The following is an 18,316-nucleotide window of genomic DNA, read 5'->3' as shown; positions in this document are numbered from 1 at the left end:
CACGTTCAATCGAACCTGACCGTTTGCGCAATTGGCACATCGGCGCTTTGGGCAGTTCTGGCACTCTCGCAATAGAGCGAATTGTCGGCCACGGACGCTATTTTCCGCGAGACCGGATTCGCGTCGATTGCACGAGTCGACAGAAGGCATGCATGGCACTGCCGCGCCGCGGCAAGCAACATGCGATCCGCTACAATGGCGCGCATTACCCCACTGGAGATTCGCTTTGAAATCCATCGTTGCTTTGGTTGCCGCAGCTGTTCTCTCCTCGACGGCCATGGCCGCCGCGCCTACGACCGACAAACTGCCTTCGGGCGTCATCGTCCAGCATCTGACGGTAGGCACGGGCGCCCAACCGACAGCCGACGATGTCGTCAAGGTCAACTATCGCGGCACGTTGCCGAACGGCACCGAGTTCGACAGTTCCGCGAAGCACGGCGGCCCGGCATCGTTCCCGCTCAATCGCGTGATTCCGTGCTGGACGCAAGGCGTCCAGAAGATGAAGGTAGGCGGCAAGGCCAAACTGACGTGCCCGGCGGCCACCGCCTATGGCGATCGTGGCGTCGGCCCGATTCCGCCGAATACCGATCTGACGTTCGAAATCGAACTGCTCGGCATCGGCAAGTAACACCGGTGCGAAATGCGTCGACAATTGAGCCCCGCTGCGGATGCCGTTGCGGGGCTTTTTGTTGCTCCGGGCGCGGAGTCGCCCCTGTTGGGTATTCGTCATGAAACGTGAAAAGAATGCCGTGCGGGTTGCAACTATCGGTTTCGCCGGCAAGAGTGCCGAGCATTTTTTCGATTTGCTGCGAAACGCCCAGGTGCGCACCGTTCTCGACGTCCGCCTGAATAACACCTCGCAACTGGCCGGCTTTGCGAAGAAGCAGGACCTTCCGTACTTTCTCGACAGGTTGTGCAATGCAGCGTACGTCGAAATGCCGGAACTCGCTCCCGAGCCGGATTTGCTGAAGCGCTATCAGGGCAAGCTACTGTCCTGGGACCAGTTCACGGCGGAGTACGTCGAACTGATTGCAAAGCGCCGGGTGGAAAGCAATCTGGATGTCGATCTATTTCAATCGGCTTGCCTGCTTTGCAGTGAACATTTACCCCATCGCTGTCACCGGTTGCTTGCGACCGAGTATCTAAACACACAATGGAATGGCCGGATGGCGGTTGCTCATCTGTCCTGAGGCTCTTATATATATAGGGGGCGCAGGCGGAACTGCTGGAGAGGTCTTGTCTGTGCGCGCGACATTGCCCCATCTGGATGCTGCCTTCTTCTATCGGCATCCCGAAAGTTTGAATGTTCATGATCGGGCAAGTCATGCCGTTCGGCAAAGCGAACCGCTCCTTACCGCGTCGATCGGCGAATACGGATGAGGCGTCTTTTTTTAAAGCCGGACTGCTCTCGGTCGTCTACTCTCTACTCACGCGCCGACCCCGCATTCGCCCTGCCGCGCAGTCGAGAACCTTTGCCTTCATCCGTCGCGCGTCAGGAGCGCCAGCCATGAATATCGACTTTCACTATGGTGTGGTCTATATCGCCGCACGCGTCGGCGGGATGACGGCTGGCGACGCATTGACCGTGGCGCATGCCTGCCAATACGTCGACGACGCGACGACCCGGGGAATACTGCGGTTCAAGGGCGGCGAGACTTTCGAGCGGTTTGCCACCGCGCATAAGCTATTCGATTACGCCAACACCGAGAACGATCAGAACTGCCTCGTGTGGACGCCTTTTCATTTTCTGCCGGCCGCCGAAGGCGAAACCCTCGAAGAGAAGGCTATCTGCCGGCCGGACAGCGAGGTCGCCCGCGAAGTGGTGCGGCGTGCGATCCGGCAGCGCGACTCGGAGACCGGTTTGCATCGACTGGGTGTGACGCTTCACGCGTACGTCGATACCTGGGCGCATCAGGGATTCGCGGGGATAGAGAGCCCATGGAATCGGGTGCATCTATTGGAGGCCCAGGATTGCACGCGCAAAGGCTGGTTTGCCAATCTCCAACTCGTGGCCGGCCATCTGCTGGAACACATCGAGGAAGACGTATTGACGCTGGCGCTCCCCGTCGGTCACGGCGCCGCGTTGCACTATCCCGACCAGCCGTGGGCTCGCTGGCATTACATCGACGGCAGAAACAACTTCATCTCGAGACATAACCTGCCGGAGTTCGTCGAGGCGGCCGATATGGCTTGCCGCGCAGTGCGCGCCTATGTGGCGGGACGGGAAGACTTCGACATACAGCCCGGCTTGCCGGAGGATGTGAAAGAGACGCTCACCGATCTGCTCGATACGAATCGTCATGCGGACGATAACCACCGCTTGCTAGCCGTTTGCGAGTGGGTGAAAGCCGGCCGCATTCCGGGTTTGAAAGAGCGGATTCCGGCTTATATCGCCAAGGGGCGAGGTTCGTGGAAACATCTGGCGACCGGTTTGGAGTGCGACGACGACACCGGGGACAGACCGGTTTGGACGAGTACCTTTGAGAAAAGCGATTACCGGCGCTTTCACGACGCGGTCAAACAACATCGTTTCGTGACGACACAGGAGATTCTGCCTGCCCACGGACTGCGGATCGCGTAGGTTAGAGTAAGAGCGGAAGAAGGAGCCGCTGCCGAAGCTGGGTGATATCGGCGGCGGCTCCTTTTACTGACCAGACTATTGCATCTTTGCTTGCTGACGCTGGGCGGCCTGTTCCTCAGCGTGCTTCTTCGCTACATGCCGTCCGACGATGCAGCCGCCCACCGCGCCGACGACCGCGTGATGCCCCGCATAGTGACCCGCCACGCCGCCCACGACGGCTCCCTTCAGACAACCCGCCGCGTTCGCCGTGCCGGACATGGCCGAAGTGAGTGCCGCTGCTGCAAGGGCGACTTTGATAAAACCCGCTTTCATCTGAGAGTACCGTTCTGTTGAGATTGCCGAAGGTGGTGCTTTCCGGGTTCTTTTCAATAGCCAACCCAGTGCCCGTGTTCACGTGTTTCAGTTCCCGCCGGTTTTCCGCCAGGCACGCTCCGAAGTGTAGAAGCGCCGCCCCAACACAAGTGAAACAGGGCTGAGAAATCCGTAACGTTGGGTTACTTCTGTCCTCGCGTACGCATTTCGTCGGCGTCGAACGTGGATTTTTCATTGCCCCTACTGCTTTTTTTAAAGCCGGCCGCCAGGAAAGCCCACTTTCGAATAAAAAATGAACTACTGTGCTTTGAATATTCAAATGCTTGCCTATAGTAGAAGCGGCTATTGCCGCGAAGCACGGCAAACCACCTTTTCATCGATGCGGGTACGGGGAAACGGAAATGACGCCTTGGAATGCTGCAACCTATCAGTCCGGAACCTGTACGCCAGAGTCGCTACGCACGCTTGCCGGCTATCTCGAGTTGGCGCTCGACGAAGGCGAAAGTGTGGTCCTAATGCGAATTGGCACGCAGGTACGCAGCGTTTATGTCGGTAATCCTTCCGGAACTTTGGAGGATCTGACGGATTCCGGGGTGGTCGATGCCTGTCAGGCGGACGAAATACTGATGCTGACCTGTCTGGGACTTAACCGGATAACCGCGGATGGTCAACAATACCGTTTTGTACGTAGTGTGCGTTACATTGCCGACCGCCAGGCTGTCGTTTTTACGCCTGCCTGAGTCGGAATGCCGGAACTGGAAGGCAAAAGAAGAGTCTTTGGGAAAGGAAAAGAAAGAGAGATCGGATAATTGAGTAGTGGACCTGAAAGCTCCATACTCGAACGCCAGATGATGGAAGTGCGTTGGGTGCCTTAAAACACCACACAGATCTGCCTTTCTTCTTTCATTCATGGCATAGTTCGACGATTACCACCAAGGGAGGAATCAAATGCCAACGTTAGAGCAAATCCAGGCAAAGCTGAAGAAACTGCAGGCGCAGGCCGATATCCTTGTTGCCAGAAAAGCGCAAGTCGCGGTCGACCAGATTCGCGAGCTCATGCTCAAGCATGGTTTGACTACTGAGGATATCGAAGCCAAAGCAAAGGCGAGGCGAGTCGCGCGCGGCTTGAATGGCCATGTCGGCACCGGCAAGGTAAAAGCCAGTGCTTCCGGAAAACCGGCGAAATACCGCGACCATAAAACCGGCGCAACCTGGACGGGCCACGGCCGTGCCCCCGGTTGGATTGCTGGCGTGAAAGACCGCACTCAATTCCTGATCGATAGCGCAAGCGAACTCAAGTCTGCGGCAAAGGCCGTGGTCGCTCATGCAAAAGCCGGTAAAGGTCAGCCGAAAGGCGCGCAGCCGCCCAAGTACCTTAATCCGAAAACCGGTGCAACCTGGAGCGGCCGTGGTCCGGCGCCCGCATGGCTCGCAACGGTGAGAGACCGCACGAAGTTCCTGATCGACGGTGCCGCGGCCAAGCCTGCGACTAAGGCGGCAGCTAAAGCAGCGACTAAAGCGTCGACGAAAGCTGGCAAAGCCAGATCGGCGGCAACCAGCGGTGCGGTGAGCAAGAAAGCCGCGGCGAAAAAAGTTGTAGCGAAAAAGGCCGCAGTGTCCAGAAAGGCTGCTGCGAAGAAAGTAACGGCAAGCAAAAAAGTCGCAGCGAAGAAAGGCGCAGTGAAACCCGCCGCGAAGAAGAGCACGGTCGCGAGGGCGGCAAGAAAAGCGCCGGTCCGCAAAGCCGCCGCTAAAACCGCGGTAACCAGCACTGCGGCAGTGCCGCAAGCCGCGACCGCCACGGTGCCAGCGAGCGCATGAGCGCAACGGAGTCGTGAAGTAGATGACTAGCACGATCGATTCACTCCGGCAGGAAGACCAGGTCGTCCTGCTGGATTCCGTTCCTCATCCGGCGGCCGATGCCGCCGAACCGTTCATCGTCGCCAGCGACCGCCGGGTGATTCTGGCTTACCCGATTGCGGAAGCCGACTTTGAACGCTTCGGACCGTTCGATCCCGACGACGATCCCTTCTGCACGGTGCTGTTCCCCGATGCCGCGTTTCATCGGCTCGGTCCACCGGGCGACGTCGATCTCGAGATTCACCCACTCGCCATGCAAGGGTTGCTCGGCTACTCGGCACACGAAGTCGTGAATTCGTCGCTCGCGGCGGAAATTGTCACCGTCGGATCGGCGGTGCCGGCATTGCGCCATTTCGTGATTACGTTTCAGGACTCGACGTTCGAATGCGTGGCGTCGGACTATACCGTGGTCGGCGTCTATGGCGCGGGCGAGATTGCGAGCCGGGAAGCGTTCGCGCTGGTCAGGTAAGTCAAGGTAGCGGCGTAGCAAAGCGCGCGCCCGCAACGGGCACGCGCAATGCGTCCGGTATGCGTGGTTAAAGCCGGACCTCGGGTCCGGCACTCTCCGTCAAACTGCAGGACGTGCGTTGCGTGTTCTGCCGCTGAGCATCGAGGCCACGCATGCTGACCATTCCCCTTACCGCATTCGTCACGCTGGTCATCATTCTGGTGATCGCCAATCTGTCGAGCGGCGAGAAGAAGATCGAACACAAGATCGAACGACTGTATGCGAGCGACGATCCGCAATTTCTTCGTTCGATGGGATTGCTGCTCGGCCCGCCTGTCGTCTCCGGTAATCGCTTTGAAATGCTGCTGAACGGCGACCGCATTTTTCCTTCGATGCTCGAAGGGATTCACTCGGCGCGCAAAACCATTACATTTGAAACGTTCATTTATTGGTCCGGCGAGATCGGCGAGCAGATTGCCCATGCCCTCGCGGATAAAGCGCGTGAAGGCGTCGCGGTGCACATTCTGCTCGACTGGGTCGGCTCGTCGAAAATGGACAGGCGTTATCTGGAGATACTACGCGACGCGGGTGCGGCAGTGATCCAGTATCACAAGCCGCACTGGACCGGCCTTGGCCGCATGAACGATCGGACTCACCGCAAGCTGCTGGTGATCGACGGCCAGATTGGCTTTACCGGCGGTGTAGGCATCGCGCCGGAATGGACCGGACACGCGCAGGATGAAAAGCATTGGCGCGATACGCATTTTCGCGTGGCCGGTCCGGTGGTCGGACATATGCAAGCGGTGTTCATGGACAACTGGGTCAAGGCGACCGGCAATGTACTGCACGGCCCGGACTATTTTCCGCACGTCGATCCCCAGGGCGACGGTCTCGCGCATATGTTCAGCAGCTCGCCGTCGGGCGGCAGTGACGATATGCAGCTGATGTATCTGATGGCGATCACCGCCGCCACGCATAGCATTCATCTCGCGAGCGCCTACTTCGTGCCCGACAAGCTGACTATCAACGCGATCGTCGAGGCCGCGAAACGCGGCGTGAAAGTGCAGATCATCACGCCGGGCAAACGCATCGATACGCACACGGTGCGCGAAGCGTCGCGAGCCTGTTGGGGCGATCTGCTCAAAGCGGGCGTCGAGATATTCGAGTACCAACCGACCATGTTTCATTGCAAATTGCTGGTCGTGGACGAGTACCTGGTGTCGGTCGGTTCGACCAATTTCGATAGTCGCTCTTTCAAGCTGAATGACGAAGCGAACCTGAATATCTATGATCGCGACTTTGCGCGTCAGCAAACCGCCACCTTCGCGGACGACATCAGGAAGTCGCAACGCATCACGCTCGAAGCATGGATGCACCGTCCGCTGAGCGAAAAGCTGATTGAGAAGTTCGTATGGATGCTGGACACGCAGCTGTAGAAAAGGCACGGTCAAGCGATGAAAGTCGAATACGGCGGCGAACGCTGAAACGTATGCGACTTCGTCTTACTAGAGAACCGCGCCGCTCAGGTAGGCTTCGACGGCACCGGGAGCCGGTGAGTGGCCGCCGTCCGATGCCATGACAGTAGACTCGGCGAGCACCGCCTTGGCGTGCCGATAGGCGTTCGCGAAGCCGCGCAATTCCAGGGTGACCGGACGATCCTCCAGCCGGCGACGCACGAGTGCCTGCGCAATGCAACGGTCGATCAATGCAAGCTGGCTGTCGATATAGTCGGCACATAACCGGCGGCAATGCCCGGAGACGGACGCGACCGTCAACAGCGCGGGCACGATCGAGATGGTCAGAAAGCCGCCTGCGGGAATGCGCGCCAACGCAGCGGGCGAGTCGAACAGTTCTTTGCGTAGCGCTTCGAACACAGCCTGGCCCCACACTTCGCGCTCTTTTTCGAGTGCGAGGCGGCGACGGATTAGCGCGTCCTTTGCATGAGCGTCGACGACGCGGCCTTGCGCGACCATCAACGCCGCGCCTTCGCGTTCGCCTTCGCGAATGCATTCGGCGCCGAAATACACGGCGCTCTGATTGCGCGCAGCCAATACCAGATGCTGCAGCGTGTCGGGCACGAGCGGGTCGAGTGGCACGACTTCGCACGTGAGCGGCTTGCCGTGCGAATGAATCGCGCAGCGCCCGTCGTCTTCGAGCGCGGGGCAACGCGCGAGAGAAGGGTAGTCGTAGCCTTGCGCGGTGATGCTGAAGGTATCGCCGGCACGCTGCAGCAGCGTATCTGCGATCGTATCGAACGCGGCGATATCCGCCTCATCGAGCACGCGCTCATGTTGCCCGACGCGCACGCGTTCGCCCACGCGCTTGCGTGGTATGCGGCCAATCGCAATGCAGCCGATGAACCGGTCGCGATGCCGGAACAGCTCCGCCAACGTCATCGCCGGCGGACTATTGCAGCATTTGCCGCACGCCGAACACGCGAACGAGAACGCGTTCACCATGGCCGGCGCACCGAGTCCTGATAGCGAGTGAGAATGAAATGCGCGACGTCGTCCGAGTGATACGCGGCGACCAATTGTGCGACCCACGCCTCGTCACGGTCGCTGTCGCGAACCGTCAACACGTTGGCATAGGGCGAGCGCGCGTCTTCGAGGCCGAGACTGTCGCGTGCGGGGTAGAGGCCCGCACGGGCCGCGTCGTCGCTGTCGATCACGGCGAAGGCCACGCTGTTCAGCGAGTCGAACAGACGCGCGCGCGGCACCTGGCGGATCTTCAGATTCAGACGGTTGCTCGTGATGTCGGCGAGTGTTGCATGCAGACCCGCGCTGTCCTTGAACGTCAGCAGCGTGAAGTTCTGTAGCAGGATCAGCGCGCGTGCGGTGCCTTCCCGATCGTCGGGAATTGCGATCGTCGCGCCGCGTTGCAACTGGCCGAGGTTCGTCAGCTTGCGCGAGTACAGCGCAATCGGAAACGTCACAGTCGTGGCGACGCTCGTGAGCGCATAGCGATGCTGTTTGCGCTGCGCATCGAAGCTCGGCTCGTCTTCGAAGCTCGCAGCGTCGATCCTGCTCGCGGCGAGCGCGGCGTCGATCGCAGCCGGTTTGTCGAACACGACGACGTCGAGCGCGAGTCCTCGCGCGGCAGCGACGCGACGCACCTGCTCCATGATCTCGGCGTGGGCGCCCGCGCTCACGCCGACTTTGATGACCTGGTCCGGCGCGGCCGCCAAGGCTTGCATAGGCTGCAACAATGCGGCGACGCCAAGCAGCGCCGCCGCCGCGATCTCAAGCGGCTTCATGACGCATCCCGCGATACCGTGCGAAAACCGATGTGCGCGGCCGGCAAATCCGCCTCCTGCTGCTCGCGTGAGGCGGCGCGATAGCGCACGCAATAGTCGCGCGAGCAGAGAAACGAACCGCCTTTGATGACCATCGACGTATCGTGCCTGCGGCTGAGCGGCGCGACGGCGGCGGTATCGCCATTGGTGTGCGACTGGTGCGGACCGCTGTACACGTCTTTGGTCCACTCCCACGCGTTGCCGATCATGTCGTAGAGCCTGAAGTCGTTGGCCGCATAGCAGCCGACGGGCGCGAGCCCGACGTGCCCGTCCTCGTCGGTGTTCAGCACGGGAAACACGCCTTGCCAGTAGTTCGCACTCGGCTTGCCGTGTTCGTCGCGCGGCGCGGTGTCGAGGTCCGCGCCTTCGTGGCCCGCTTTGCCCGCGTATTCCCACTCGGCTTCGGTCGGCAGATCACGGCCTAGCCAACGCGCGTAGGCGAGTGCGTCGGCTTGCGTGACCATTGTCACCGGCTGGTTCATGCGTCCGTCGAGCGTGCTGCCCGGACCGGTCGGATGATTCCACGCGGCACCCTTCACCCAGCTCCACCACGCCAGGTCGCGCGCGTTCATCTCTTCGCGCGTAGGCGAGTGGAACACCACGGCGCCGCCCTGGCGTTCCGAATCGCTGACGTAACCGGTCGCTTTGACGAAGGCGGCGAACTGCGCGTTCGTCACGTCGGTCTGATCGATCCAGAAGCCGGCGACGTGTGTCTTGGCGTCGCTGGCGGGGCGCTCGTCTTCATAGCCAAGCTTGCTGCCGAACACGAAGTCGCCGCCATGCAGGTGCACCATGCCGGCCTGCGGATCGTCGCGCCAGCGCGCGGGCAAACCGCTGTAGCGCGCGCATTGCTTTTCCGAGCCGAGCGCGGCCAGCGGACGCGAGCGGTTCAGGTCGTCGAATGCGCCTTGTTTCGCGGGGCCGCCGAATGCGGTCGACGCGGCAGTCGAAGCGACCGCTGCGGCGGTGAACGCAGCGGCGAAGGCGGCCGCCGCGAGCACGGCGTAGGCGCCGTACAGCGCCGCGCCGCTTTTGAGCTTGAATCGAAACGTCATCGCGTGCTCAGTAATAACCGCGTGGACGCAACGGCTCGACGCCGCCGACGCTGCTCATGTAGTTGTTCCACTGCTGTACGAGGCCGTCGATCACCGACGAATTCTGCGTCGACACGTCCTGCGTTTCGCCGCGATCCGAGTTCATGTCGAACAGCTGCCAGTGGCCATCCACGGGACCGAGCGGCGGCTCGGTCCACAACGCTTTCCAGCGGCCGTCGGCGCTACGCAGATAACCGCGCCCGTACGCTTCGTCGCCGAACGATGCGGTGTGCACCGCGCTCGTGGCCTGATCGTTCAGCACTGGCAACAGCGATTGCCCGGTGATTGGATACACGTAGCGATTGTTGTAGACCACCTTGCCCTTGTTCTCATCGACGCCGCTCAGCGTGTTGATCAGCGCGGGCGCGGCTTGCGTCGGCGGCGAAATCTGCGCGAGCGCGAGGAACGTGGCGGTGTTGTCGGTGACGTGCGTGAAGTCGCGCAGCGTCGGCTTCTGCGAGGTCTGACCCGGCAGATGCACGATCAACGGCGTGGACACGCCGCCTTCGCCCGAATAGCCCTTGGTCTGACGGAACGGCGTCGCACTCACTTCGGCCCAGCGCAAACCGTATTGCAGGCGTTTGGCGTTTTGCAGACCGTTGTCGGTGCCGAGCGTCGAATAGACCGGCTCGGCGGCATTGGCGATGTCGGTCGCGCTCGGGTCGGCGCCGGAGTCGATCGGCCAGCCTTCCGCGCCGTTATCCGACTGGAACATGATGAACGTGTTGTCGTATTCGCCGATATCTTTCAGATGCTGGATCAGCAGGCCGATGTTGTGATCGAGGTTCTCGACCATGCCCGCGTAGATTTCCATGTAGCGCGCCTGCGCCTTCTTCTCGGCGGGCGAGAGGCTGTCCCACGACTTGTTCACGGTGCCGGGACCGTAGTCGGTGTAGCCTTGCGCGGCGCTATGCACGGCGCTCACGTACTTCGCGTTCACCGTGCCGTTGTTCGCGGTGGCGGGGCTCGCGACGAGCGTCTCCGATGCGCCGCCGTACGGTACGAAGTCGTTCGGAATGATGCCGAGCGCTTTTTGCCGCGCGATGCGCGCGTTGCGGATCACGTCGTAACCGGCGTCGTATTTGCCGGCGTAGTTGTGCAGATAAGGCTCGGGCACCTGCAGCGGCCAGTGCGGCGACGTGTACGCGGCATACGCAAAGAACGGCTTGCCGTCGCCCTTGTTCGAATCGATGTACGAGATCAGGCGTTGCGTGTAGAAGTCGGTCGAGTAGAACACGGCGGGGCTGCCCCCGGCGCCGCCCGGTTGTCCCGGCTGGCCGGGTTGCACATATTGGCCGTCTTCGGTGTAGTTCTTCGAGCCCGCCGGTTCGTGCGCGAAGTGATTGGTCGCGGCGCCGCCGAGCAGCGCGTAGCTATGCTCGAAGCCCCATTGGTCCGGCGTCTGTCCGCCGCCCGTCGTGCTGCCGACGATGCCCGAGCCGATGTGCCATTTGCCGGCCATGTAGGTGTGATAGCCGCCGTCCTTCAACAATTGCGCGACCGACAACGCGCGGTCGTTCAGGTATCCCTCATAGCCGGGCAGGCCTTTGCGCTCGTCGGTCGGCGCGCCCATCGTGCCTTCGCCGACCAGATGGTGGTCGGTGCCGGAGATCAGCATCGAGCGCGTGATCGCGCAGACGGTGCCGGTGTGATGATTCGTGAGGATGCGGCCGGATTGCACCAGCGCGTCGAGGTTGGGCGTATTGATTTCGCCGCCGAACGCGTGGATGTCGGAATAGCCGAGGTCGTCGGCCATGATGTAGAGAATGTTGGGCCGCTTCTGCGCAACCACGGGTGCCGGTGTCGGCGTCGCGTTGGCGCTCGGCAGATTGTCGTCGCCGCACGAGGCGAGTACCACGAGGCTGGCGACGGCGGCGCCGATGAGGCCGAGACGAAATGCGGAGGGTTGCGATCTCTGTGTTGTCATTGTTGTGCTGACCGGATGTGTCGGGTCGCCGATGTTAGCAATGACGTCGTTAAGGCCAAAGATCGATTTCTGCGTTGCTATGAAGGATTGCCGATATAGCTGTTGCAACGTCGCCGGGCAGTGGCGGGCGGGTTACCGCGAGTCGTCTGGCGCGCTAGTTGCCCGGATCGCGTACCGGCTTGTCCGGATTCGCCTGTGTTCGATAGGGCAGTTGCGCGGCATGCGGGTCGGTGATCGTGTTGTCGATCACGCGTTCGACGTCCGCTGTCTTCGCAAGCTCGGCGAGGAATGTGCGCTTGTCGAAGCCCGGCGCGACGCAGCCTTCCACGTAGATGAAGCGGCGTTGCAGCGTGAGCCACAAGGTGGATTGTTCGCGCCAGTGCGTCGCATAGTTGATGTTGGCGAGGCGCCGTTGCACAGCCTCGGCGATTTCGGCGTCGTACAGATAGGCGTTCGACAAACGGCAGCGGCCCTCGATCCAGCAGCTATTGCCACGTTCGATCCGGTAATGGCTGTCGTCGAGCCATTCCTTTTCCGTTTCGAATGGGCCGAGTGGTGTCGGGCACTCGCTGATTGCCCTGGAGATCTGAAAGAACGGGTCGTGGCCGCGATTGACGCGCGGTTGTTCCGCATGAGCTTGAGTCGCGGCCATGCAGATCAGCAGACTGGCGAGGCGCAGTTCGATCAGGCGTGTCATCTTTAACCCGCTCCAGGAGTTGGCCGTTCAACTGTAAGGAGTTGAACGGCAACCCTATTTTTACACCTGATGCGGGGAAGTGCCTGACGGATAACGTGCGACGACGGCCACTCACGCGCCTGCGGAAGCTTCCAGTTCCGCCAGACGTTTGCGTAGCAGTCGGTCCTCCTGGAAGCGGGTGGTTTCGTCCCGGATCACGGCGACGATGCCGGTGAACTCGTTTTGCGGCGAATGCAGCAGCGCGACGGTAAAGGCGATCGACATTGAGCGCCCGTTCTTATCCACCGCGGGGACACGCAGCACATCATTGCCGTAGCGGGTCTGGCCCGTTGCCATGGTCTTGTGATAGCCGTCCCAATGGCGGCCGCGCAGGCGTTCCGGAATGATCAGGTCCAGTGATTGTCCGAGCGCCTCGCTCTGCGTAAAGCCGAACATGCGTTCAGCCGCTGGGTTCCAGAAAGTGATGCTGCCGCCGGCATCGGAGATGATAATGGCGTCGCCGATTGCGTTGGCGAGTTGCTGGTAGTCGATGGCGGTTTGCACGGCGTTCCTCCGAAGTAACAACGCGGATCTGAAGCGGATGCAGCGCCCTCACGAGCGCCGCATTGGCACGCCAGAGCCCGAAGCGGGCCCGCGCGACGCCGTTAAACTGCCTTGATTTCGCGTAGATTGAAGATGTCCTGCCGGCTGTAGCCAAGGCCCAACAGCACCTCTTCGGTATGCTCTCCGAGCAGCGGAGACGCGGTGACTTCCGGCTTCATATCCGAGAACTTGATCGGGCTGCCGACGGTCAGGTACGAGCCGCGTTTCTTGTGCGGCACTTCGACAATCGTGCCGCTTGCGCGCAATGACGGGTCGTTGGCCAGTTCTTTCATCGTCAGTACCGGTGCGCAGGGAATGTCGAACTTACGCAGGATGTCGACCGCTTCGAACTTGGTCTTGTCGGCGAGCCACGCTTCGATCGTCTTGAAGATGTCGAAGATGTGCGGCTGACGCGCTTCCGCAGTCTTGTAAGACGGGTCATCGATCCACTCGGGTTTGCCGAGTGCCTTGCAGATCGGTTCCCACGCGTGGCCCTGGATCGTGAAGTAGATATAGGCGTTCGGGTCCGTTTCCCAGCCCTTGCACTTGAGCACCCATCCCGGCTGACCGCCGCCACCCGCATTGCCGCCGCGCGGCACCACGTCGCTGAATTCGCCGTGCGGATACTGCGGATATTCCTCGAGATAGCCGACCCGCTCCAGTCGTTGCTGGTCACGCAGTTTCACCCGGCACAGGTTCAGCACGCTGTCCTGCATCGACACGGCGACCTTCTGGCCTTTACCGGTTTTGTCGCGGCCGAGCAGCGCGGTCAGAATCCCGATCGCCAGATGCATACCGGTGTTGCTGTCGCCGAGCGCCGCGGCGCTGATGGTCGGGGGACCGTCCCAGAAGCCGGTGGTGGAGGCCGCGCCGCCCGCGCACTGCGCGACGTTTTCATAGACCTTCAGGTCGTCGTAGTGATGGCCGTCGCTGAAGCCCTTCACCGAAGCGACGATCATCTTCGGATTGAGTTCGTTCAGGCGTTCCCATGAAAAGCCCATCCGGTCCAACGCGCCCGGGCCGAAGTTCTCGACCAGAACGTCGGACTCGCGAATCAGCTTTTCGAGCACTTCCTTGCCTTCGGGCTTTTTCGTGTCCAGCGTGAGCGACTTCTTGTTGCTGTTGAGCATGGTGAAGTACAGCGCGTCGGCATCGGGGATGTCGCGCAGCTGGTTACGCGTCACGTCGCCCGAACCGGGTCTTTCGACCTTGATCACATCGGCTCCGAACCAGGCGAGCAACTGCGTGCACGCCGGACCTGCCTGAACGTGGGTGAAGTCGATGATCTTGATGCCTTCCAGAGGTTTGGTCATGTCGATATCTCCGTAGTTACCTGATTACTTTTTCATTGCCGCGCTTTGCGGATTCAGATTGGTCAGGCGGCCGCTCTCGGTGCCCGCCGCCTCGTCGATGACGGCATTGATCAGGCTCGGCTTGCCCGATGCGATTGCCTCGAGCAGCGCCTTGGTGAGTTCTTCCGGTGTGCTCGCGTGATAACCGACGCCGCCGAACGCCTCGATCATCTTGTCGTAACGCGCACCCTTCACGAAGACCGTCGGTGCGACGTCCTTGCCGCCGGTCGGGTTCACGTCGGTGCCGCGATACACGCCGTTGTTGTTGAACACGATCGTGCAGACGGGCAACTCGTAACGGCAGACCGTTTCGAGTTCCATGCCGCTGAAACCGAACGCGCTGTCGCCTTCGATCGCGACAACCGGTTTGCCGGTCGTGACCGCCGCGCCGATGGAGAAGCCCATGCCGATACCCATGATTCCCCACGTGCCTGAATCGAAGCGTTTGCGCGGCTCGTACATGTCGATAATGCTGCGCGCGTAGTCGAGTGTATTCGCGCCTTCGTTGACGACGTTGATGTCCGGACGCGTCTTCAGCACATCGCGAATCGCGCGCAACGCGCTGTGGAAGTTCATCGGCGACGGGTTCTTGTCGAGCGTCTCGGCCATCTTGGCGAGATTCTTGTTCTTGCGCTCGGCAATCGCGCCGAGCCACTCGGCGCCCGGTTTGCGGAAGCTCGCATCGATGCCGGCGCGCAGTGCCGCCACGCATGAACCGATATCGCCGATGACCGGCGCGGCAATCGCGACGTTGCTGTCGATTTCGGTCGGCGAGATATCGACCTGGATGAATCGCTTCGGCTGTGCGCCCCACGTTTTGCCTTTGCCGTGCGAGAGCAGCCAGTTCAGACGCGCGCCGATCAGCACGACCACGTCGGCTTCCTGCAGCACGAACGAGCGCGCCGCCGATGCCGATTGTTCATGCGTGTCGGGCAACAGGCCTTTGGCCATCGACATTGGCAGATAGGGAATGCCGCTTTGCTCGACGAAGCCGCGAATCTCCGCGTCGGCCTGCGCGTATGCCGCGCCTTTGCCGAGCAGGATCAGCGGACGTTTGGCGCTCTTGAGCACCTCGATCGCACGCTTGACGGAGTCCGGCGCCGGCAACTGGCGCGGCGCAGCGTCGACGACTTTCACGAGCGACTGCTGCGCCTTCACGGCGTCGAGCGTTTGCGAGAGCAGCTTGGCGGGCAAGTCCAGATATACGCCACCGGGGCGCCCCGACACGGCAGCGCGAATCGCGCGCGCCACGCCGATACCGATGTCCTCCGCATGCAGCACGCGAAACGCGGCCTTGGCATATGGCTTGGCCGCATTCAACTGATCCATTTCCTCGTAATCGCCTTGCTGCAGATCGACGATTTCGCGTTCGCTCGAACCGCTGATCAGAATCATCGGGAAGCAGTTCGTGGTCGCATTGGCGAGCGCCGTCAGGCCGTTCAGAAAGCCCGGTGCCGACACGGTCAGGCAGATGCCCGGCTTCTGCGTGATGTAGCCGGAAATGGCGGCCGCGTTGCCCGCGTGCTGCTCATGACGAAAGCCGATGAAACGCATTCCTTCCGCTTGTGCCAGTCGCGCCAGGTCGGTAATGGGGATGCCCACCAGTCCGAAGATGGTATCGATGTCGTTCAGTTTCAGCGCATCGATGACGAGATGGAATCCGTCGGTCGTTTCGGTCGCCTGTTGTTTTAACGTGTCCTCTGTTGTGGACTGGTCGGCTTCTGCCATGACATCTCTCCTTATTGGCGGGGCGTTGTGTGGTGGGTCGTGAGCGGGGCGCTCACGTGGTCGTTTATTCGGATGAGCCGCTGGACCATGGCTGCAGCCGCGGCTCGGCCACGGCTACGCCGGCTCGCGCGCCCGAGTTTTCGATCCAGCGCTTTCTCATGGGGGCAAGGACGAACTTCGCGGAGACGGCGGCGGCGATCGATATCACTGCTGCTGAGATGAACACCGTGTTCCATCCGCCGTTCGCCGACAGCAGCGAGGCGATCGGCACCAGCATCGCGGCTGTACCCTTGGCGGTGTAGAGCGTGCCCGCATTCGCCGCGGCGTGTTTGCTGCCGAACGTGTCCGCGCAAGTCGCGGGGAAGATCGAGAAGATCTCGCCCCAGCAGAGGAACACGGCGGCTGCGAAGAACATGAACGCGTACGGGTTGTGGCCGAACTGCATCAGTCCCAGCAGCGCGACGCCTTCACCGAGGAAGATCATGAACATCGTGTTTTCGCGGCCGATGCGGTCCGACAGAAAACCGCAGAGGGGACGGGTGAGGCCATTGCACAGGTTGTCGATCGACAGCGTCATCGTGAGGAGCGGCAGCGTGATGCCGATCAAACTCACAGGCAGCCTCGCAAAACCGAATTCCTTCGCGATGGGCCCGAGCTGCGCGGTCGCAATGATGCCGCCGGCTGCCACGAATACGAACATGAAATACAACACCCAGAAGAGCGGCGAGCGGATCATCTGGCCGGACGTGTAGTCGATCTTGCTGGCAACGATACGTTTAGCAGGGATCGCATTGGCGGGCGGCTTCGGCCGGACCAACATGGTGGCGAGCAGCAGGATGAAGACACCCTGGAAAATGCCGAAGAACATGAACGCGTGCTCGTAGCCCGAACGCTGGATCATGTTGGCAATCGGTATCACCGTGACGGCCGCGCCGGCGCCGAAACCCGCTGCGGTTAGCCCGGCTGCGAGACCGCGTTTGTCCGGAAACCATTTGAGCGCCATGCCGACGCAGGTGCCATACACGCAGCCCGCGCCAATGCCGGCGATGACGGCTGCGACGTACAGCTCGGCGAGAGTGGTCGCATGCGCGTTGATAATCCAGCCGAGCGCTGCGCACAGTGCGCCGCCGCTCACCACGGGGCGCGGCCCAAACTTGTCGACGAGCCAGCCCTCGACGGGCACGAGCCAGGTTTCGGTGACGATGAAGATCGTGAAGGCGGTCTGGATCGCCGCCTGGCCCCAATGGTGCTTGTTGTCCATCGGTACGACGAACAGCGTCCACGCATACTGCAGATTCGCAACGAGCCCCATGCACATGATGCCGATGGCGAGTTGCACCCACCGGTGTTGCCAGAATGGTGCGCGGCCGCCTTCCGATACGTTGGAATATCCCATGTCTCCGTCTCCTGTTCTGCCGCGCTCGAGTGGCGCGTTGAACTTACGTGATCGAATCGCTGCGTCGCCGTTTGCCTGCGGGCGATGAAGCGCCAATGGTCGGCCAGAAAGAACTGTACTAACGACAACCCTGACTCGCTGAGTGCACAACAGTTGAGAGAAAGCTATTGCACGGTGCAACGTGTGTGATGGGATGCTGCGCGAGATCGGCGATAAACGAAAGTTAAAACATTTTATGGTTTGTATTAGTCATCCGTAATATAAGGGTCTACCCTTTTGACCTGGAGTGGCTGCGGAAAGCGGCTTTTCGCCGAGGGCGGGTTTTCCCGAAGGTGACTGACTGCTGAGTTTTTCGCGCGCAGGCGGACGAACGCGGTTTCGTTCGGCACGTGGTCGCTGCGAGAATTGAACGGCGCGAAAAGCACGTGCGACGGGGTTCTCGCGGCGCTGGAACTCGTCAGATTTCCTGCGATACTACGCATGCGGGAGGCAAAGAGTTGCAGGGAATGGGTCTGTGCCCACAGTCGCGGTCGCAACGGCGATCGAATGTATAAACAAAAGACTATCGTTTTTCGAAAAAACTTTAACTATTGTTTATTCATGGGCTCTTCTATTCTGGATCAATGTCATTTGCCGGAAGGAGACGACCATGAACCCAGTTCAATTGCATGCTCGCGACAGCGAGCCCGATGCGGAAGTCCAGGCGCAACTGTGCGCCTATAACACCGCTTTCGACGAACTCGGCCTGCGCTTCCGTTGGGATGAGCGCACGCTGACGTCGCTTGCCATGATCGACGGCGAACAGGAGCAGATTGCCGCGTACATCGAAGCGCAGCATCCGCACTTGCTGAGAGCCTATAGCGCCGAATTTCTGAGCCGCGCCATTCTCGAGAAGAAACACGCCCGCTATCCAGCGCGCTTGCAGATACGCGTCGATAGTGCGACGCCTGCGAGCCACGTGATGCGTCAATCACAGACGAGCCGCTGGTCCGAGCGCCTGTCGTACGAAGTGGAGTTGCCGGCGCTGGTTGGCGTGTAGAGGGC

Annotated in this window: 18 protein-coding genes; 8 read left to right on the top strand and 10 right to left on the bottom strand. The window is 61.0% G+C overall.

All coding sequences use genetic code 11. The features are described from left to right. Window positions 1–277: 277 nt before the first annotated feature. From ACZ9H4_RS01200 to ACZ9H4_RS01190, 3 genes are all read left to right on the top strand, one after another. Window positions 278–628, top strand: coding sequence for an FKBP-type peptidyl-prolyl cis-trans isomerase (locus tag ACZ9H4_RS01200; protein WP_199731420.1), 351 nt, complete (start codon window positions 278–280; stop codon window positions 626–628). Window positions 629–728: 100 nt separating this feature from the next. Then, the gene (locus ACZ9H4_RS01195; RefSeq protein WP_408139102.1) at window positions 729–1,190 is read left to right on the top strand and encodes a DUF488 domain-containing protein; all 462 of its coding nucleotides are present in this window, start codon (window positions 729–731) and stop codon (window positions 1,188–1,190) included. Window positions 1,191–1,507: 317 nt separating this feature from the next. Further along, window positions 1,508–2,581 carry a DUF6765 family protein gene (locus tag ACZ9H4_RS01190; RefSeq protein ID WP_408323532.1) on the top strand — a complete coding sequence of 358 codons (1,074 nt, stop codon included), beginning with the start codon at window positions 1,508–1,510 and terminating at the stop codon, window positions 2,579–2,581. A gap of 75 nt (window positions 2,582–2,656) precedes the next feature. Here ACZ9H4_RS01190 and ACZ9H4_RS01185 read toward each other — a convergent pair whose 3' ends face one another. Further along, window positions 2,657–2,893, bottom strand: a complete 237-nt coding sequence (locus ACZ9H4_RS01185; RefSeq protein ID WP_408139100.1) for a hypothetical protein — start codon at window positions 2,891–2,893, stop codon at window positions 2,657–2,659. 401 nt (window positions 2,894–3,294) lie between these two features. Here ACZ9H4_RS01185 and ACZ9H4_RS01180 point away from each other — a divergent pair, with 401 nt between their 5' ends. From ACZ9H4_RS01180 to cls, 4 genes are all read left to right on the top strand, one after another. After that, the gene (locus ACZ9H4_RS01180) at window positions 3,295–3,633 is read left to right on the top strand and encodes a hypothetical protein (protein ID WP_408139098.1); all 339 of its coding nucleotides are present in this window, start codon (window positions 3,295–3,297) and stop codon (window positions 3,631–3,633) included. Window positions 3,634–3,841: 208 nt separating this feature from the next. After that, window positions 3,842–4,714 carry an H-NS histone family protein gene (locus ACZ9H4_RS01175; RefSeq protein WP_476118058.1) on the top strand — a complete coding sequence of 291 codons (873 nt, stop codon included), beginning with the start codon at window positions 3,842–3,844 and terminating at the stop codon, window positions 4,712–4,714. Window positions 4,715–4,736: 22 nt separating this feature from the next. Beyond that, window positions 4,737–5,222 carry a hypothetical protein gene (locus ACZ9H4_RS01170; protein ID WP_476118057.1) on the top strand — a complete coding sequence of 162 codons (486 nt, stop codon included), beginning with the start codon at window positions 4,737–4,739 and terminating at the stop codon, window positions 5,220–5,222. Between the two features lie 152 nt (window positions 5,223–5,374). Next, on the top strand, window positions 5,375–6,637 hold the full coding sequence (cls, locus tag ACZ9H4_RS01165; protein WP_476118056.1) for a cardiolipin synthase: 1,263 nt from the start codon (window positions 5,375–5,377) through the stop codon (window positions 6,635–6,637). Between the two features lie 69 nt (window positions 6,638–6,706). Here cls and ACZ9H4_RS01160 read toward each other — a convergent pair whose 3' ends face one another. The 9 genes from ACZ9H4_RS01160 to oxlT all read right to left on the bottom strand — a co-directional run bounded on the left by ACZ9H4_RS01160 (window position 6,707) and on the right by oxlT (window position 17,272). After that, window positions 6,707–7,660: a hypothetical protein gene (locus tag ACZ9H4_RS01160; RefSeq protein ID WP_476118055.1), complete on the bottom strand. Its 954-nt coding sequence runs from the start codon at window positions 7,658–7,660 to the stop codon at window positions 6,707–6,709. Further along, entirely contained in the window at window positions 7,654–8,457 is an 804-nt protein-coding gene (locus ACZ9H4_RS01155; RefSeq protein ID WP_476118054.1) for a MetQ/NlpA family lipoprotein, read from the bottom strand. Before ACZ9H4_RS01155 ends, ACZ9H4_RS01160 begins: the two co-directional genes overlap by 7 nt. After that, a complete protein-coding gene (locus ACZ9H4_RS01150) occupies window positions 8,454–9,551 on the bottom strand; it encodes a formylglycine-generating enzyme family protein (RefSeq protein WP_476118053.1) in 1,098 nt (365 codons plus the stop codon). Before ACZ9H4_RS01150 ends, ACZ9H4_RS01155 begins: the two co-directional genes overlap by 4 nt. Before the next feature lie 7 nt (window positions 9,552–9,558). Next, window positions 9,559–11,517 carry an arylsulfatase gene (locus ACZ9H4_RS01145; RefSeq protein WP_408323375.1) on the bottom strand — a complete coding sequence of 653 codons (1,959 nt, stop codon included), beginning with the start codon at window positions 11,515–11,517 and terminating at the stop codon, window positions 9,559–9,561. Window positions 11,518–11,671: 154 nt separating this feature from the next. Further along, complete coding sequence (locus tag ACZ9H4_RS01140) at window positions 11,672–12,214, bottom strand: hypothetical protein (protein WP_476118052.1); 543 nt, start codon at window positions 12,212–12,214, stop codon at window positions 11,672–11,674. A gap of 111 nt (window positions 12,215–12,325) precedes the next feature. Beyond that, complete coding sequence (locus tag ACZ9H4_RS01135) at window positions 12,326–12,757, bottom strand: PAS domain S-box protein (RefSeq protein WP_408139080.1); 432 nt, start codon at window positions 12,755–12,757, stop codon at window positions 12,326–12,328. Window positions 12,758–12,858: 101 nt separating this feature from the next. Continuing rightward, complete coding sequence (gene frc / locus ACZ9H4_RS01130) at window positions 12,859–14,109, bottom strand: formyl-CoA transferase (RefSeq protein WP_168664366.1); 1,251 nt, start codon at window positions 14,107–14,109, stop codon at window positions 12,859–12,861. Window positions 14,110–14,133: 24 nt separating this feature from the next. Then, a complete protein-coding gene (gene oxc, locus ACZ9H4_RS01125; protein WP_476118051.1) occupies window positions 14,134–15,876 on the bottom strand; it encodes an oxalyl-CoA decarboxylase in 1,743 nt (580 codons plus the stop codon). Between the two features lie 64 nt (window positions 15,877–15,940). Next, window positions 15,941–17,272 (bottom strand): oxalate/formate MFS antiporter, encoded by a 1,332-nt coding sequence (oxlT, locus tag ACZ9H4_RS01120; RefSeq protein ID WP_408139076.1) that lies wholly within the window; start codon window positions 17,270–17,272, stop codon window positions 15,941–15,943. 649 nt (window positions 17,273–17,921) lie between these two features. Between oxlT and ACZ9H4_RS01115 the strand changes: the two genes are divergently transcribed. After that, on the top strand, window positions 17,922–18,311 hold the full coding sequence (locus tag ACZ9H4_RS01115; RefSeq protein ID WP_408139074.1) for a hypothetical protein: 390 nt from the start codon (window positions 17,922–17,924) through the stop codon (window positions 18,309–18,311). Window positions 18,312–18,316: the final 5 nt, after the last annotated feature.

The organism is Paraburkholderia sp. TE9906, from assembly GCF_056279605.1.
Note: the sequence above shows the minus strand (reverse complement) of the source record. Positions and strands in the feature narration are given on the sequence as shown.

Bases quoted from the DNA above. Each gene is read 5' to 3' on its own strand.
- ACZ9H4_RS01200 (WP_199731420.1), top strand. From the start codon at position 278: ATGGCCGCCGCGCCTACGACCGACAAACTGCCTTCGGGCGTCATCGTC.
- ACZ9H4_RS01195 (WP_408139102.1), top strand. From the start codon at position 729: ATGAAACGTGAAAAGAATGCCGTGCGGGTTGCAACTATCGGTTTCGCC.
- ACZ9H4_RS01190 (WP_408323532.1), top strand. From the start codon at position 1,508: ATGAATATCGACTTTCACTATGGTGTGGTCTATATCGCCGCACGCGTC.
- ACZ9H4_RS01185 (WP_408139100.1), bottom strand. From the start codon at position 2,893: ATGAAAGCGGGTTTTATCAAAGTCGCCCTTGCAGCAGCGGCACTCACT.
- ACZ9H4_RS01180 (WP_408139098.1), top strand. From the start codon at position 3,295: ATGACGCCTTGGAATGCTGCAACCTATCAGTCCGGAACCTGTACGCCA.
- ACZ9H4_RS01175 (WP_476118058.1), top strand. From the start codon at position 3,842: ATGCCAACGTTAGAGCAAATCCAGGCAAAGCTGAAGAAACTGCAGGCG.
- ACZ9H4_RS01170 (WP_476118057.1), top strand. From the start codon at position 4,737: ATGACTAGCACGATCGATTCACTCCGGCAGGAAGACCAGGTCGTCCTG.
- cls (WP_476118056.1), top strand. From the start codon at position 5,375: ATGCTGACCATTCCCCTTACCGCATTCGTCACGCTGGTCATCATTCTG.
- ACZ9H4_RS01160 (WP_476118055.1), bottom strand. From the start codon at position 7,660: ATGGTGAACGCGTTCTCGTTCGCGTGTTCGGCGTGCGGCAAATGCTGC.
- ACZ9H4_RS01155 (WP_476118054.1), bottom strand. From the start codon at position 8,457: ATGAAGCCGCTTGAGATCGCGGCGGCGGCGCTGCTTGGCGTCGCCGCA.
- ACZ9H4_RS01150 (WP_476118053.1), bottom strand. From the start codon at position 9,551: ATGACGTTTCGATTCAAGCTCAAAAGCGGCGCGGCGCTGTACGGCGCC.
- ACZ9H4_RS01145 (WP_408323375.1), bottom strand. From the start codon at position 11,517: ATGACAACACAGAGATCGCAACCCTCCGCATTTCGTCTCGGCCTCATC.
- ACZ9H4_RS01140 (WP_476118052.1), bottom strand. From the start codon at position 12,214: ATGACACGCCTGATCGAACTGCGCCTCGCCAGTCTGCTGATCTGCATG.
- frc (WP_168664366.1), bottom strand. From the start codon at position 14,109: ATGACCAAACCTCTGGAAGGCATCAAGATCATCGACTTCACCCACGTT.
- oxc (WP_476118051.1), bottom strand. From the start codon at position 15,876: ATGGCAGAAGCCGACCAGTCCACAACAGAGGACACGTTAAAACAACAG.
- oxlT (WP_408139076.1), bottom strand. From the start codon at position 17,272: ATGGGATATTCCAACGTATCGGAAGGCGGCCGCGCACCATTCTGGCAA.
- ACZ9H4_RS01115 (WP_408139074.1), top strand. From the start codon at position 17,922: ATGAACCCAGTTCAATTGCATGCTCGCGACAGCGAGCCCGATGCGGAA.